The 16,458-nt window shown below is 52.7% G+C and carries 10 protein-coding genes; 4 read left to right on the top strand and 6 right to left on the bottom strand.

Going from position 1 to position 16,458, the window contains the following annotated elements:
- The first annotated feature begins 8 nt into the window (after positions 1 to 8).
- On the top strand, positions 9 to 308 hold the full coding sequence (gene eutM / locus HY774_18205) for an ethanolamine utilization microcompartment protein EutM (GenBank protein MBI4750418.1): 300 nt from the start codon (positions 9 to 11) through the stop codon (positions 306 to 308).
- A 202-nt stretch (positions 309 to 510) separates the two neighbouring features.
- Complete coding sequence (locus HY774_18200) at positions 511 to 1,185, top strand: phosphoribosylanthranilate isomerase (GenBank protein MBI4750417.1); 675 nt, start codon at positions 511 to 513, stop codon at positions 1,183 to 1,185.
- Between the two features lie 82 nt (positions 1,186 to 1,267).
- Here HY774_18200 and HY774_18195 read toward each other — a convergent pair whose 3' ends face one another.
- The 3 genes from HY774_18195 to HY774_18185 form a co-directional block, all read right to left on the bottom strand.
- Positions 1,268 to 2,473, bottom strand: coding sequence for a protein kinase (locus HY774_18195; GenBank protein MBI4750416.1), 1,206 nt, complete (start codon positions 2,471 to 2,473; stop codon positions 1,268 to 1,270).
- Positions 2,474 to 2,674: 201 nt separating this feature from the next.
- A complete protein-coding gene (locus tag HY774_18190) occupies positions 2,675 to 6,910 on the bottom strand; it encodes a fibronectin type III domain-containing protein (GenBank protein MBI4750415.1) in 4,236 nt (1,411 codons plus the stop codon).
- Positions 6,867 to 7,916: a threonylcarbamoyl-AMP synthase gene (locus HY774_18185; protein MBI4750414.1), complete on the bottom strand. Its 1,050-nt coding sequence runs from the start codon at positions 7,914 to 7,916 to the stop codon at positions 6,867 to 6,869. Before HY774_18185 ends, HY774_18190 begins: the two co-directional genes overlap by 44 nt.
- Positions 7,917 to 8,013: 97 nt before the next feature.
- Between HY774_18185 and HY774_18180 the strand changes: the two genes are divergently transcribed.
- Complete coding sequence (locus HY774_18180) at positions 8,014 to 8,982, top strand: alcohol dehydrogenase catalytic domain-containing protein (protein MBI4750413.1); 969 nt, start codon at positions 8,014 to 8,016, stop codon at positions 8,980 to 8,982.
- A gap of 296 nt (positions 8,983 to 9,278) precedes the next feature.
- On the opposite strand, the gene HY774_18175 is transcribed toward HY774_18180, so the two are convergent.
- Positions 9,279 to 9,995, bottom strand: a complete 717-nt coding sequence (locus tag HY774_18175; protein MBI4750412.1) for a formylglycine-generating enzyme family protein — start codon at positions 9,993 to 9,995, stop codon at positions 9,279 to 9,281.
- Positions 9,996 to 10,242: 247 nt separating this feature from the next.
- Entirely contained in the window at positions 10,243 to 13,122 is a 2,880-nt protein-coding gene (locus HY774_18170; protein ID MBI4750411.1) for an insulinase family protein, read from the bottom strand.
- A 986-nt stretch (positions 13,123 to 14,108) separates the two neighbouring features.
- On the opposite strand from HY774_18170, the gene HY774_18165 reads away from it, so the two are divergent.
- The gene (locus HY774_18165) at positions 14,109 to 15,164 is read left to right on the top strand and encodes an extracellular solute-binding protein (protein MBI4750410.1); all 1,056 of its coding nucleotides are present in this window, start codon (positions 14,109 to 14,111) and stop codon (positions 15,162 to 15,164) included.
- 449 nt (positions 15,165 to 15,613) lie between these two features.
- Here HY774_18165 and HY774_18160 read toward each other — a convergent pair whose 3' ends face one another.
- Positions 15,614 to 16,405, bottom strand: coding sequence for an enoyl-CoA hydratase/isomerase family protein (locus tag HY774_18160; GenBank protein MBI4750409.1), 792 nt, complete (start codon positions 16,403 to 16,405; stop codon positions 15,614 to 15,616).
- Positions 16,406 to 16,458: the final 53 nt, after the last annotated feature.

Raw genomic sequence — 16,458 nt, 5'->3', positions numbered from 1 at the left:
AATCCAAAATACCTATGGAAGCACTTGGAATGGTCGAAACGAAGGGTCTGGTGGCAGTCATTGAAGCATCAGACGCAATGGTCAAAGCTGCCAACGTGACCTTGATCGGATATGAAAAAATCAGTGCCGGATTTGTCACCGCCATTGTTCGTGGCGATGTGGCCGCTGTCAAAGCCGCCACTGATGCTGGCGCGGCAGCCGCCCGCCGGGTCGGCGAACTCATCAGCGTGCATGTGATTCCACGCCCACATTCAAGCGTCAACGAGACACTGCCGGTCACACACGACAGCCGTCCAAAGCGGAAATAGCCAGTTGAAGAGCGAGTAGTGAGTAGTGAGTAGCGAGTAGTCAACCAGCCAGAGGGAACCCAAATTGCCGACGGCAACTCCAGATGGTGAATTTGACGCCGGTTCCTTTCTGGTTGAATAACCCATTCGTTTCAGCGACTCGCCATTATGCCTGTACCTGGCAGTGTCGGGTTCGACTCCCTGCCGACCAACCGGAGGCCCTATGGTCAAGGTGAAAATCTGCGGAATTACGTCATATCAGGATGCCGCGCTGGCGCTTGATTACGGTGCGGATGCGCTTGGATTTATTTTCAACCACAAGAGTCCCTCGTATATCGCTCCCTCCTCGGCCCGCGAAATCGTTGAAAAGCTCCCACCTTTTGTTCCCCTCGTCGGGGTTTTTCACAACGAATTCAACCTTGAAGCCGTGACCACCATTGCCCAAACCGCCAAGGTCAGCATTCTGCAGCTTCATGGCAACGAAAGCCCTGGCTACTGCCAGCAGTTCAGCCAGTGGCGACTCATTAAGACCATGCGGGTGAGTGAAAGCTTCGATTTTTCAGACATTCGTCGCTTTCCGGTCAGCGCGGTCTTGCTTGAAGGCTATTCTGAAGACAACACCATCGGTAAGCTCTTTGACTGGCGCATTGCCGCCGCCGCCAAACAATATGCTCGCATCATCCTGTCTGGCGGTCTGACACCTGAAAACGTCGCAGCCGCCCTCCGGACGGTCAAACCCTATGGCGTGGATGTGTCTTCCGGAGTCGAAGACTCAGCCACACCCGGTCGCAAGGACCGGATGAAAATTCAAATGTTTATGGCTGAAGTGGAGCGTGGGCGGATGGAAATTCTGAAATCGTCAACCGGGCGGTTGCCGTCCCTCACCGGATATTCGTAAAAAGAACCAGAGTTCAGGGTTCTTTCAAGGGATGAGGGATGAAGGGTGAAGGGTGAAAAAAATCACCTGGTCACCCTGTCAGTTATTGGGTTTTAAAAACCAGTTTGGTCCCGCCAAACTGAAGTTCGTCGCCGTTTTGAAGCAGATAGGGTTGATGAGCCGTCAGCCGTAGATTTCCCACATACGTCCCATTCGAACTCTTCAAATCTTCAATATAAAACTGATCACCCTTGCGATAGATCGTCGCATGGCGGCGCGAAACTTTGGTTTCTTTCTCAAAGGGCGTGAGGTCAATCTCTGGAAAAATCCCGGAATACATATCGGTGCGCCCGATCAAGTGGGTTTCTTTTTCCAGTGTGAACGCAACATTCATCGGCGGTTCAACCATCACCAGCCGTGGAGTTGCATTCGGCGCCGTGGTGGTGGTCTTGGCTGGACGTGGGCTGTCCAAAAACTTTAAGTGTTCTTCAAGGGCAACTTTCATTTCAGCCGCTGAAAAGCGTTTTGAGGCTTTATGTTCAACGGAGCGGCACAAAATACTGTCAATTTCAGGCGTCAGCGCCGGGTTTAATTCACAGGGACGCGGGTTTTTATTGAAGTCAAAAATCAAAAGCGGGTTGTCCTGCGGATTCACACCGGTCAACAGGTGAAACATGGTCGCCCCAAGCGAATACACATCCGAGCGGGGTTCAACTTTCCCAGCAAACAATTCCGGTGGCGCATACCCCATCGTCCCGATGGCGGTGACCCCTTTTTGGGTTGGCGCCACAAACCGGGCAATTCCAAAGTCAACCAGGACAATGCGATCTGGCTGCATGGTGTCATCAATCATGAGGTTGGCTGGTTTGAGATCACGGTAAATGATCGGTGGATTCTGGTTGTGGATGTAATTTAAGACATCACAGATTTGGACGGCCCATTCCACCACCTGGCGTTCTTCGATCTTGCCACCGTTTTTGCGCATTTTGACTTCCAGGTCACCACCAGGGACAAATTTCATGACCAGGTAGTAGCGCCCATCAGCATCAAAATAGTCATAAATGGTTGGAATCGAAGGATGTTCCAGGCTGGCCAGCAGCTCTGCCTCGCGATGGAAATCCTGGACTGCCTTCTGACGGCTCGAATCGTCCGCAAACGAACCAATCATTTCCTTGAGGGCCCGTTGCCGGTTATTGAGCCGCGTATCCTGAACGAGATAAACATTCCCCATCCCGCCACCGCCAATGCGTTTGACAACCCGATAGCGGCCAGAGAGCATGGTGTCTGGTTTCAGTTGATCGACAGTCATTAGTTTCCAAATCCCCTGCAGTAGCGCGTGTGTGGCTCCTCACAGCCCGTCAAGCTGACGAAAAAAGCTGTCCCAGAATGACTTGACTGCGCATTCCTCAAAAGTGAACTCAATTTTGACACGCTGGATAATAGTGATTGATTTGTGCTGAAGGAATATACGCTGAGCGCCTAGTTCCTTCAATGCCCAATTTTGGAACTGCTATTTTACCCTGAAGTTTATTTGTGCTGTGCCACCCGGTGTCGTGAGAGTGAGAATGACCTCTCCGCGTGGGGTTTGTGGAACAAAGAATTGAAGCTGGGTTGTAGAAGCAGTCGCTAAGCTTACCCGAAGTTGCCCAAAAAAGACCACAGCATTTTCAAAATTGTTCCCGCTGATCGTCACCAGTTTTCCCGGCTTGGCTTTCTTCGGCGCAATAGCAGTGATCTGCGGAGGTGCCACGGGTGTCTGAACAGTTGCCTCCGCCGAAAACTCTGAAGATTCCTCGGTGGTAAATGCCTGTACCCGATACTGATAGAGCGTTTTTGGCATCACCTCTTCATCAACCCATTGCGTTCTATTGGCGCCAATGGTCGCCACTTTTTGAAAACTGGTCTCGGTTTCTGCACGCCGTTCGAGTTCAAAACCGGTTTCATTCGAACTGGTGTCAACCCATGACAGATTGACCCTGGTTGCCGAAGCCGCCTGGGCCGACAGACTTTCCGGAGGCGATACGCCGGGTGTGGTTGCGGTCGCTTCGTTGGAAAAAGGTGATGTTCCTCCGCCATTGACGGCCCGCACCCGATACACATAGTCAGTTCCCGCAACCACATCCTGGTCGGTAAACACCGGTTGATCAGCCAGACTGGTGCCGATCCGGATAAAATTTGTATCTCGTGCCCGGCGACGTTCCAGCTCAAATCCGTCTTCATTGGAACTGGCGTCCTGCCATTCCAGACGCACCTCTGACCTGGAGGCCGAAATCACAGTGAGTGTTGTCGGCGGCAACGGGACCACCGGAACCGCTGGGACATCAACCAGAACTACATTGGAACTTTCTGAAGCAAAAGCCAGATTGACGGCCCGGACCCGATACCTCACCGTGGTTCCCGGCAACACCTGACGATGTGAGAAACGGGTTGAATTTTCTGGCAACCGGGTGATTACCGTCCAGGCACTCTCTGTTCCGCGCTGACGTTCCACCACAAAACCAGCCTCGTTGGTACTGGTATCCGCCCAGGTCAAATCAACCTGGGCAAATGAAACCGCACCGGCTTTCAACCCAACTGGCGCCATGGGGATTGGACGACTTTCCGTGGAATATCTTGAAGCCCCCGCCGGTCCAATCGCGTTGACCCGATACGTCACATTGCCATCAGCCACCGGCAACACTTCGCGAAAATGGGTTGTGCCGGCTGAAAGTGTCGCCAGCGGCTGGTAACTGGCTGTCCCAAGACGACGTTCGACCACAAACCCTGATTCATTGTCACTGTTGTCTCGCCACTCAAGCATCACTTCAGTTGCGCTAATTGGCAGCACTCGAAATTCGGTGGGCGAGGCAATCCCTGGTGTCGTCAATTGCACAATGTTGGAATAGGCTGACCGACCTCCTGGACTATTTGCCCGAACCCGATAGGCATAAGCGGTTCCATCCTGAAGGTTTTGATCCTGAAACCGGCTGGTGTCAGGTGGCAGACTCGCCAGTGGTCGAAACAAATCAGACCCGATCCTCCGCTCGACCACAAAAGCCGTTTCATCGCTTGAAGCGTCAGTCCACGAAAGCTCCAGGCTGCCTGACGTAAATTCAACACGTAAAGCGGTCGGTGCGACTGGTGGCGCCAGATTGATTTCAGCCCGAAACACCCCGCGTCCATAGGTAAAAGCATAGAGCACCGGTGGCAACGCGACTTCCCCGGATGGCGAAGTAGTTTCCCACACCAAAACCTCGACCGGAGCATTGGCAAACCCGGTGTTTTCCAGGCTCCAGGTTTGACCATCATCGGTTGACACCAACACTCCAAGATCCGTTCCGACATACAACATCCCACTCAATGTCGGGTGAACCGCAATGCAGTTGACCGGAATATCTGGAATGGCTCGACCTGGGCTGCCATCAATATTTTTCCAGGTCTGGCCGCCATCAACTGTTTTCCAGACATGACCAACTCCAAAGGTTGAAAAGGTGGCATATGCCCGATTTGGATCCTGTGGGTCAACCGCCAGCCCGTTACACCACCCTTGTGGAAGCCCGGCGGAAACCGTCCAGCGTGGATTCTGATCCAGGCCGTTGATGGTATGAAAAACCTGACCGCCACCCAGCCCCATATACACCGAAGCACTGTTTGACGGCGCCACCGCAATGGCCGACACCAGTGTCGTGGCAAAATCTGAACCCCTGGCATCTGACCAGCTTTCAGCGCCGTCGGTCGTTCGCCAGGGACGACGACCTCCGGTCCACAAAATGCGCGGGGTACTCGGGTCGAGCGCATAGGTGGCAATAAAATCAAAATCATCGCGAATACCACGCGTCACCCTGGTAAAACTCGCGCCGTTATCGGTGGATTTATCGAGCGAAAGACCAATATTTGAAGCATAGAGCACGGTTGTGTCACCAGATGTGGTTGGATCCACGGCACAAAAACCGCCATCTCCGCGAATGATCTCGCGCCAGTTTTCAGGTTCATAGAGGGCGCCGACGAGTACCCCGTTATCCTGTGCCCCTCCGATCAACCCTCTGGCATCTGGATAAACCGCTCCGTGATAAAACTGAGTCACGGCGTAGTTCGAATTGAGCGAAGTCCAGGCTATTGCGGGTGGAATGCTTGGGTCGTAATAGCACAATCCCCGATTGGCCCCTGACGCCACGGCGGCCAGCGCATTGGTCGTCCGAAACACACCGCCGTCATTCCCAACATAGAGCGTCTGGTTTGAACCACCATTCCATCCAGGATCAAAAACAAAGGCGTGCTGGTCGGCATGCACAAAATTTGGCGACGTTCGCGGCAGCCACCAGTAACTGATCAATCCGAAACTGCGACCACCATCATCGGATCGAAACAGGTCAATCCCACCAACAAAAATGGTGTTGGAATCCGTTGGGGAAACGGCAATCGTGTTGTCGTGCCAGCCTTGATTTAAAAATTCTCCTGGCAATCCAGCACATCCCCGGTAACTGGCAAAAAGCGTGTTGGTCAGCAGCAACCATTCCAGGCGATCAGGGTCAAAGGTGCCTTCGATGCGGGCTTCCCAGGTCGCACCGTGGTCAGTGCTGCGGTACACATTCTGCAAAAGCCCGGAAACCCGTGACGCCAGGGCATAAATCACAGACGAATTGCTCGGAGCAATGGCCATCGAAACTCGACCAAGATTGGAGGCCGTTAAAACTCGCGACCAGGTCGCCCCGCTGTCAATTGAGCGATAGATACCGTCCGGGCGAAAACTCCCAGAACTCACCAGAAGGATGTCCTGCCGGGTCGTTTCATCAGCTTCAATCACCAGATCGAGCGCGCCGGTGTCCTGCCGGGTCTCAACAATCGTCGAAGTTGGGCCGCCGGAACCATCTGTTTTCAAGATTGATTGCCAGGTTTCACCAGTATCCAGGCTTTTCCAGACACCAGTTCGAGTGGAAACATAGAGCACCCGGCTATCGGTTGGACTCAGGACAATATCGTTGACGTAGGCAAATTCCGGGGTCGTCGTGGCCGGTAATTGATGCCAGCTTTGACCGCTGTCGGTACTTTTGAAGATTCCGGCGCCGCGCCGGGCGGCAAAGTTTAAATATCCTTCCCCAGTTCCGGCATAGAGCACACGTCCCGCTGGCGATGACTTCGCATCCAGAGCCAGTGCGTTGACCGCCAGACTGGCCAGAAAATCCCCAAGTGGTTGCCACGATTGACCGCCGTTGGTGGTTTTCCAGATGCCTCCGGACGTTGCACCAGCATAGAGCGTTTGAGCTTCAGCCGGATCAATCACCAGCACTCGGGTGCGGCCTCCGATGTTCCCTGGTCCAAGCGGCTCCCAACCGGAAATTCCAGCCTGCGCCTTGAGCGTGAAATGATCGCCACGCGGTGACAACACCCGCCCCAGGCGACTGGAAAATAGAGGCAACGACACGATCTGGCGTTTTCCAGCCATCAACTTTTCAACTGGAAAGACGGTACCGGAAGGAACTCGCTTTTTCAGATAAAACCGTTCGGCTTCGTCGGGTGCATCGGGAGCACGCAACCGCTCGGACGTATTTTTCAATGAAAACCAGTATTCAGAAGAGGTTACCGGGTATTTTTGCTCAGATTTCTGGGTTCGTAATTCAGATTTTGGTGTTTGGGCAGCCAGGCTTCCCGGCACTGAAAAGTGAACCCACACCATCATTGCAATCAACGGCGCGACCCAAACCAGGAGATTCGAAATCCTGCCTTTATGAATGGACGGCGGCGCGGTGCAATCGGTCGCGGACGCCATTCCAGGTTGATTCAGGCGGAACATCTTCAATGATGAGGTGGGCGACTCCGGCATCTTCCATAGCGTGAAACACGGCATATAACTCTCGCGCAAAGGATCTGGGTCTGGCTGGCATCACTTTGACCATCATGGCGGGATGCTCCAGCGGCGCTGGTTCAAAAGCGATGTACCCAATTGAGGGAACACCATGAGGTGAGTCGGGCAAAAGACGCTCCAGGGTATGCCGCAAGGCAACCCGGTCGGCATATGGAACCAGATGAACATCAGCTTTTGGAGCGTAGTGTTTTCGGTGTTGTCCAGGTGATGGCAACACGTTCGCGGTTGTGTGTTGCTGGTAAGGAAGCACAATCGGGCCAATATGTTGCTCCAATTCAACTTGTGAAATCATCCCCGAGCGCCAGAGTACTGGCGGCGACACACTGACATCCAGCACGGTTGATTCAATACCAACGTGGGTGGGCCCACCATCAAGCACCAGATCAATGCGCCCGGAAAGTCCTTTGAGGACGTGCCGGGCCGTGGTTGGCGAAACCTGGGTAAACCGGTTCGCACTGGGCGCGGCAACTGGCACCTGGGCAGCCGCAATCAATGCCCGTGCGACTGGATGGGCGGGAATCCGAACGCCGACGGTTGGCCCTCCAGCCGTTACCAGATCAGGGACAACTTCCAATTTGGGGACAATCAACGTGAGTGGTCCCGGCCAAAATCTGGCGGCAAGTTGAGCTGCAACAGTTGACCATTCGCCAGCAACTGTGTGAACCTGTTCAACCTCAGCTAAATGAACAATCAACGGATTGGTTGCCGGGCGACCTTTGGCTTCAAAAATACCGGCAACTGCTTGACGATCAAGAGCATTCGCCCCCAGCCCATAGACCGTCTCAGTTGGGAAAGCGACCAATTTCCCATCCCGTAGTGCCTGACCAGCCGCTGCCAGCAACTCGGGTTCTGGATCCTCTGGATTGATTTTCCAGCATTCAGTGTGTTTCACAATTGTTGAACTCCCCATTCAGAAAAGAGCGTGTGACCTGAGAAAGACGTGCCCTCACGACTTTCACGGTTTGCAACCTCGCTATTTTGCTATTTCGCTCATTCACCGATTTACCATGCTTGCACTTCGTTTTGAACACAATCAACTTACCCTGCAGGATATCTCATTGCCGGCAACTGACGGTACAGCCTTGATTCGAATGACCCGCGCTGGCATTTGTGCCACGGACCTGGCCATCACTCGCGGTTATGCCAGCTTTTCAGGAACCCTTGGCCACGAATTTGTTGGAATTATCGAAGAATCGCCAGATCCAGAATGGATTGGCAAACGCGTGGTTGGAAACATCAATATTGGGTGTGGCAACTGCCGTGAATGCCATCGCGGAGACAGCCGACACTGTGCTCTGCGCCGGGTACTCGGTATTCGGTCATATGACGGCGCCTTTGCCGAATTCCTCACGCTTCCATTGAGAAATCTGCACGTTATCCCAGATTCATTATCTGATTCGGTTGCCGTGTTTGCCGAACCTCTGGCTGCAGCCTGTCGAATTTTAGAACAGGTTGTAATCAAACCAGATCAATCAGTTGTGGTCCTGGGAGACGGAAAACTTGGCCAGTTGATTGCCCGGATGCTCAAGGCAAGTGGCTATAACCCGTTGTTGATTGGTAAGTATGAAACCAAACGGGCACTGGCTGAACAGGTGGGAATTCAGACCCGGATACTGGACGAAGGAGGCGTTGATACCGACTTGAGACAGGCCGTTGATGTGGTAATTGAAGCCACCGGGAATTCACAAGCCTTTGCTCAGGCACTGGAACTGGTTTCGCCTTGTGGCACCATCATCCTGAAATCAACGCTTCACGGAAACTGGACGCTCAAAGCCGAGAATTTTGTGGTTCCCGAAGTCACTGTGGTTGGGTCACGGTGTGGACGGCTGGAGCACTCCCTGAAGCTGCTGGAATCAGGAACAATCGAAGTGGCATCACTCATCAGCGCCGAATTCCCACTCGCTCAAGCCCTCGACGCGTTTCGCTTTGCCGCTCAACCTGGAATAATGAAGGTCCAGTTGCTGGCCCCCAGGTAGAACAGTGACAAGGCGACAAGGTGACAGGGTGACTGAATGACAAGGTGACAAGGTGACAAGGTGACAAGGTGACAAGGTGACAAGGTGACAAGGTGTTTTTTGGCTCTTAGCTCCGAGCTTGCGAGTCTTCAGCCCGTTTTCTTCAGCCCGTTTTCTTCAGCCCAGAGCCTGCGAGTGTCTTCAGCCCGTTTTCTTCAGCCCCGAGCCTGCGAGTCTTCAGCCCGTTTTCTTCAGCCCCGAGCCTGCGAGTCTTCAGTCCGTTTTCTTCAGCCCGTTTTCTTCAGCCCTGGTTTTCATTACTCCACACTGGCAACGACTCGCAGGCCATTAAATGGGCTGGCGATTTTCGGATTCCCCCGATCCCGGAACGCACACCGGCAGCCATAACCGGCATAATCCCACGAACCACCGCGCAGCACCCGCAATTCCTGATTCCCACCTTCAAGCCAGGCACTGCCGTCAGTTGGAGCTTCTTCATAATTGTCGTGCCACACATCCTGGCACCATTCCCAAACATTGCCGTGCATATCATAGAGTCCGAATTCATTTGCCACACCAAACGCCCCGACCGGCACGGTTCTGGCGCGATAAATTCCCTGGGGTTCGGCTTTATATGGGCAACTGGCATCAAAATTGGCCAGATCGGAAATGAGGGTCTCACCACAACCAAACGGCGTCGTGGTACCGGCACGACAGGCATATTCCCATTCGGCTTCGCTCGGCAGGCGATAGGTACGCCCGGTGGCTTGTGTCAGTCGGGCGCAAAACTCCATCGCATCAAACCAGTTGATGTTTTCAACCGGGAGCAACTCACCTTCAAAATGCGACGGTGACGGTACAAGGTCATGATTGACTTTTGGAAGGCCGGCAACTGCACGCCACACCATCTGAGTGATTAGATATTTCCCCATGAAAAATGATGGCATCGAGACCCAATGGACAGGCCGTTCGTCAATATCACCTTCGGATTCAGGTGACCCCATCAGAAAAGAACCGCCTGGAATTTCAACCATATCGAGCGATGCGGTGCTTGAAATTCGTTCGACAAACTGGCGTGAAATACCTGTTCCCTGTTCAATTGGACTGCCTTCAGCATCCAACACCACTACTTCAAACTCAAAAGTTGATAATTCGTGTTTCAAATCCCGTTCCTCTGCGAAATACCCCTCAAATCAGTGCACGATTTAGTTTTGGGAAGATTGTTGTTCCAGCCGTTGAACACGGTCTTCAAAAAGAATTTTCAAAGAATACACGGTTGGGTCACTTTCCAGAAGTGGGTGTTTCTTTTTGTGGAGCGGCGGCAGGTGTTGCGGGAAGGGCTGTGCCCCGGATGACCCCGCGTCCAGGCAGGCTTTGTCCCAACGTTGAAAAGACGTTTTTGCCATCTTCGCTCCCAGCTCGGAGGGCATTTTCAATATTGCGCTCCACAATGGCAACCGGCAACGCCATAAATGCAGCCGTCACATAGGCTCGGGCGCGACCTGAAAATGTTTCAATCCCTTGAGCTTCGCGGGTCGCAGCCCGGCGGCAGGCGCCTTGCCACTCAGGCTCGGAAATTTCAAAAGTGGCCATTCCCTTGATAAAGGTCTCCACCATTGACTGGAGTTTGGATGCTTCAGCAACCGTGCTTCCAGCAGTCAGCATCAATTCGCCATACTGCAGATGTGGCAGATACCGGCTGTCAAAAATAGCGCTGCCCAGTTTGGAAGCTTCAGCCTGGCGGGTTAACTGTGAGGCAATCACTTCGGCGACGACCCGCCATTCGGCGGCCATTGATTTTTGACCTTCGGGGGCCAGCCAGACCAGATTCAGATGACTGACCGGACGCAGGCTGGTTCCACCTTGCTCAACTGGTTTTGAATTTGGCTCGGTGACTCGAACTTTGATCGAGCGGTCAGTTTCATCCCGATTGAACCCATCCACCAGCACACGTGACACCAATACCGAACCTTCGGTATCTCCGACGATAACCGCCAGCGGGTACTGTCGTTTGACGGTGCGCTCCAACCATCGCTGGACATCAATTTCAGTCATTTTCGCCACAACGTTGGTACCCAATCGAGGAAATCCATAGGTATGCTGGCCAAACAGACTTGATCGGGCCAGATCCAAAGCTGTTTCGCCTCCCGCATTGGCCAGCGCCTGTTGATCAGCCAGGAGGCGTTCGCGTTCGCGCTTGACGGCTTCTTTATCGAAGGTCGGATTTTCAATTACATCCACCAGCCGCCGGAGCCCTTCTTCACCATTTCGCGACAGGATTTCCAGTTCCAATCCAAAATAATCAGGGTCGTTGACAATTCGGATTTCCCCGCCGAGTTGCTCCAGTTCCGACGCCAGGGTATCACCTGGCTGTTTGGCCGTCCCTTGTAACATTGACCGCAACATCAATTCGGTCATGCCACTCGTGGTTTCATCTTCCAGTGTGCGCCCACCTTGAAAAAACAGCCCCATCACCAGTAATTGCCGATTGGGGTCAACCCGCACAAAAGCGCGTGGCCCACGAAGCGTCGAATAGTCCTTCACCGGTTCTGCCTGAGCCATCACAATGAATTTTCCAACCTCCTGTTGTTTCTGACGGGACGTTCCCTGTTTGATCATCGGAACGGCTTTGGCATCGGTAATGGCTTCGGATGGAATTTCCGTTTGAGCTGAAGCTGGAACTAGAATGTTGACGGTCTCGGCATATTTTTCCGGCGTGAATGTTCGGAGCGGCGCCGTTGGCGACTGGAATTCATGCACGGTTGCTTTCGGCAACATTAAATATTTAGCGGCAACAGCTCGAATTTGCTCCGCTGTCACCTGATTGATGCGCGATTGCGATGTTGTCCAGGCTTTAAACCCAACCGTGGCTTCAACCTTTGCCAGCGTCCGGGCCTGATTTTGGCTTGATTCGATTTGCGTCAGAAAATCCTTTTCCAGCAAAGATTTAGCCCGTTGTAGATCAGCTTCTGAAATTCGCTCACGCCGGAGCCGCTCAATGATTTCAAACGTCAGGGCTTCGGCCCGATCAATTGATTCCGGTTTGACTCGCAACCCAATCAGAAAATGAGCCAGATTGCGATTGGTCACATAGTCCACCTGGATGTCGGACACAATTCCCCGCTGATCGCGCAGGCTTTGCACCAGGCGTGCCCCGCGCCCACGTCCAAGGACGGCACACAGCACTTCAAAAGCCGCTGATTCTTCAGCATTTAACACGACCGGATAGCCGATATGGACCCAGGAGGCCGTGGTTGCCCCACGTTCTTCTTGATAGTGGAGCGCCGTTTGACCTGGTTCCGGCAATTTTGGACTTACCGCCGTACTCGCCCAGGCGCCGAAGCTTTGCTGGAACGTCCGGAGCACCACCGGAGCAATCATATCTCCCGTCAGGCAAATCACTGTGTTTTTGGGAGTAAAGTGCGCTGTGTGAAATTGCGCCACCACGTCGGGCTTGAGGGCGGAAAGTTGCTCCGGAGTCACTTCGGCCCGACCCAGTGGATGCTGAGGGTATGCCGTGCTTAACCAGCGACCCGCACTCAGACGGGCGGCATCTTCGGCCTGAATGGCCAGTTGTCGCTGAACCGTTTGAATTGCTTGAGCGATAGAAGCTTCGGTAAACCCTGGACGAATCAGGGTTTCAGCCAGTAACTGCACCATCGTCGCTGCGCTCTCGACTGGCCCGCTGGCGCCAATCCGGGTACTGACCAGATCAACGTCAGCCTGAAATCGCGCTCCAGCCAAATCCGCCTGTTGTCGCCAGCCATCGCCTGGATGCGCGGTCGTACCACGCAGCAAGGCTTCACCTGTCACGCGGGCCACGCCGCGAGTAGCCTCCGGCTCATCAGCCGTTCCGGTCTTCACAAAAGCCAGCAAGCTGACAATCGGCGTGCTGTGGTCTTCGCTCAAAATCACCGTCAATCCATTGCGAAACACATACCGATTGGTCAACCCAACCTGGGAAATGTCAGAAAGCTGCCCACCTGGTGCAATTTTTCCATCTGCGGAAGGTGCTGTTCCAGTGGGAGATGTGGCTGTCGGCTTCGTCGAGGCCGGTGGCTTCGGTTGTGGTGGTTGAGGTCGGCCACGCCCGCTCTGACCAAATGAAACTGATACCAGCAGCAACGACAATGACAGTGAAACAAGCAATTTGTGAAACATGGGCGTTAACCTCGGAATAGGGCCTGGAGTTCAGAGTTGGAGGTTCGGAATGAAAAGTTCAGAGTTCAGAGTTGGAGATAAACTCACGGACTTGGATTTCAATGATGACTTGCAGGTTGTGAATTATAACAGTTTTTTGCTGGTGGTCAGTAGTCAGTAGACAACGACAACTGCTTCCCACGAACAGTTCTCATCCAGCCAACCAGTCATAAACTGAGTTATTTGAACAAAATACGATTGCCTGGAATGTATTAATCCTGACCGCTAACTACTGATGCCAGTTAAGAGTTGAATTGGTTTTGGTTCTCAGTCTACGAAGTAGACACCGGCTCGTAGCCAAGGGTGAGTCTTCGAGCCCTGGGAATTCGGGTCATTCCCCACTTTTTTCCCACCCGGCCAGCCGCCGCCTATGGCGGCGGCTGGCCGGGTGGGGCAATCTGGAACTGACCCGCAGGTGGTGGCGCGTCCAAAGCGACGCTGACCACCGGCTAACCTGGCACTATCCCTTGCTTGACATTCAAGACGGTATCTTCGGGATGAGGACCAACGAACCACTTCAGCCGTTAACTGGCATTACTGACTACTGACTACAAACTGGTATGACGATTGACTCATCCAAAAAAAAATGAGACCTGCCAGCTTTCCATTACCTGTTTGGAAGTGGCAGGTCTATAAAATTGACAGTGTAGAACCGAGAGGAGAACTCGCTGTTACACTCGTAGCTTTCTCACACTAACTCACAAGCATTACACCTGAAACAATCAATTCAGAGGAAATCACTGTTCACAATGCGCTGCCATAATGCCGCCAGCCTGTGCAATCTGAAAAGTCATTGGTGACATCCGGCACTATGATTCGACAAGCGGTCTGCAATTGACATTTACTTGAGGCTGAAGACGTCGGGCTGAAGACATCGAGTTGAAGAATTGGTTTTCTTTCATCCCTCATCCCTTCAATTGCCCCAACCACAAAGAGGAGACATAAAAATGAGACGACTTTGGAAATTAGACTGGCGACCTGTTCGAAACCTTAGCCTGGCAGTGGTGCTTGGCCTTGCTCTTGCCGCCCTGGCTGCCTGCGGTGGAAACGGGAAAACAACCTTGCTGGTCTACACTCCGCACGGACCAGAACTCCTGAAAGAGTTTGAAAAACGATTTGAAGCGGCGAACCCAACGATTGATGTCCAGTTTCAGGATCTGGCGTCTCAGGACATTCTGAACCGGCTCACGTTGGAACGCGCCAACCCACAGGCTGACGTCTGGTGGGGGGCGTCGTCGCTTACTTTTGACCTTGGTGTCCAGGAAGGAGTACTTGAAGCCTATAAACCGACCTGGGGCGGGCTCGTCAAACCGACCATGCACGATGCGCAGGATCAGTGGTATGCCACCTATTTGACGCCGGAAGTGATTGTCTACAACAAAGAATTAGTTCCCGAAACTGAGGCTCCAAAAGATTGGGATGACCTGCTGGGCGAACGCTGGCAAGGTAAAGTTTTGATCCGGCAACCACTTCAATCCGACACCATGCGGACAATCTTCGGGGCGATGATTCTGCGATTTTGGGCTACGACCAATGGTCCGCAGGGTGGCTATGACTGGCTGAAAAAATTGGATGCCAACACCAAAGACTACACCACGGATGGCACTCAACTTATGCAGAAAATCGGGCGCGGCGAAGGACTCGTCACGCTCTGGAACCTGCCGGACGTGATCCTGCATCAACAGAAAAAATTGCCGCTTGCCTTCCGCTACCCGGAAAGCGGGACGCCGATTGTGACGGATGGGATTGGAATTGTGAAAGGAACTCGCAATTTGGAAGCCGCCAAACGGTTCTACGAATTTGTCACCACCCCCGAAAGTCTCATCTTTGCCGCCAACCAGTTTGCTCGCGTCCCGGTTCGCCGTAGTGATATCGATCTGAACCAGTTGCCTGAATCAATGCGCACCGACATTAAAGAACTACCGATGGATTACAACCTGCTTCAAAAAGAAGTGAAAAACTGGATGCAGCACTGGGAAAATAACATCCGGAAGCGAAGCTGAAATTCAGGGTTCAGGGTTCAGGGTTCAGGGTTCAGGGTTCAGGGTTCAGGGTTTATGTCCTTTTGGTCCTTTTTGTCTTTTTCCTGGACCCTGAACCCTGAACCTTGTCATTACCCAAATTTTTTCTTTCTGTCACAAATCCTGTGATGGAATTGATTTGGGAACTTCTCTGAACCAAAACGAAAGGGTTTATTGGTTCAAATGCTTCCTCTTAAGTTTGTCATCACAGGATTTGTGACAGAAGGAATTTTTTTGACTTGCCTCTAAACCTCAGCAAATTTAAAGAGTTACTGAAATTGTTTTTCGGCTATTGTCTGAGTTGACCACTGATTATCCTGAAAATCCCAGAACCCAGAATCAACAACTTACGAAGGCAATTGAGGCCCAATTTTAGAGAGCAGAAAAAATTTGGGTAATGACAAGACCCTGAACCCTGAACCCTAAAGGTTTTACTTGTGCTGCCAGACCGGTTTGCGTTTGTTGAGAAAGGCTTCGAGTCCTTCGCGGGTATCGTGGAGGTTCATCAACTGATTTAAATACTGGTCTTCGAGCTTTTCCATAATTTCCTCAACATCGTGATGTGTAGCCGTATGGATCGCCCGGCGGGTGGCTTCGAGCACCGGCCCGCTAAAATTGCGCAGGACATTGAGGAGTTCTTCGGTTTTAGTGGCCAATTGATCTTCAGCGACAATGTAATTGATCAGGCCCAGTCGTTGAGCGTCCTGGGCATCCAGCACTTCTCCAGTTAAAAGCATCTGTGCCGTCCGCCGAACCCCAATAATTTTAGGAAGCAGAATCGCAGCCATCGGCGGATACACGCCAAGCCGAATTTCGGGCTGGGCAAACTTGGCGGTTGGCACAGCCAGTACCAGATCACAAAATGCCACCAGTTCACATCCACCACCGAGTGCCTGACCGTTGACGACCCCAACCACGGGTTTCCCCAAAAAATTCAAATTTCGATAAATGTTGTGAAATTCCTGGATCATCTGATAGACGATCTCGGGGCGATGCTCTTCGACCGCCGCCCCGGCTGAAAAAGCGGTTGACCCAGGCGCTGCCACAAACACCACGGCGCACACTTCCCCAGGCCGCATCTTGCTGATCAGATCCAGGGCATTATTGATTTCGCGCATCAATTTGATCGTCAGCACATTCATTGGCGGGCGATTGAGCACGATATAGGCCACACGATTGGAAACGGCAAACTGAATATGGGTAAAAGGAGAAGTGCCTTCCATACGACCTCGGGAGTTATTCAATTGACGTGATTTGTGAATAAGTAAATGAACTG

It is taken from the genome of Acidobacteriota bacterium (assembly GCA_016208495.1).
Lineage (GTDB): Bacteria > Acidobacteriota > Blastocatellia > Chloracidobacteriales > Chloracidobacteriaceae > JACQXX01.
Note: the sequence above shows the minus strand (reverse complement) of the source record. Positions and strands in the feature narration are given on the sequence as shown.

What these genes read in the sequence shown, in the direction of transcription:
- HY774_18175 (MBI4750412.1), bottom strand. Translation starts at nt 9,995, where the DNA reads ATGGTTGAAATTCCAGGCGGTTCTTTTCTGATGGGGTCACCTGAATCC.
- HY774_18200 (MBI4750417.1), top strand. Translation starts at nt 511, where the DNA reads ATGGTCAAGGTGAAAATCTGCGGAATTACGTCATATCAGGATGCCGCG.
- HY774_18195 (MBI4750416.1), bottom strand. Translation starts at nt 2,473, where the DNA reads ATGACTGTCGATCAACTGAAACCAGACACCATGCTCTCTGGCCGCTAT.
- HY774_18190 (MBI4750415.1), bottom strand. Translation starts at nt 6,910, where the DNA reads ATGGCGTCCGCGACCGATTGCACCGCGCCGCCGTCCATTCATAAAGGC.
- HY774_18180 (MBI4750413.1), top strand. Translation starts at nt 8,014, where the DNA reads ATGCTTGCACTTCGTTTTGAACACAATCAACTTACCCTGCAGGATATC.
- HY774_18165 (MBI4750410.1), top strand. Translation starts at nt 14,109, where the DNA reads ATGAGACGACTTTGGAAATTAGACTGGCGACCTGTTCGAAACCTTAGC.
- HY774_18185 (MBI4750414.1), bottom strand. Translation starts at nt 7,916, where the DNA reads ATGGGGAGTTCAACAATTGTGAAACACACTGAATGCTGGAAAATCAAT.
- HY774_18170 (MBI4750411.1), bottom strand. Translation starts at nt 13,122, where the DNA reads ATGTTTCACAAATTGCTTGTTTCACTGTCATTGTCGTTGCTGCTGGTA.
- HY774_18160 (MBI4750409.1), bottom strand. Translation starts at nt 16,405, where the DNA reads ATGGAAGGCACTTCTCCTTTTACCCATATTCAGTTTGCCGTTTCCAAT.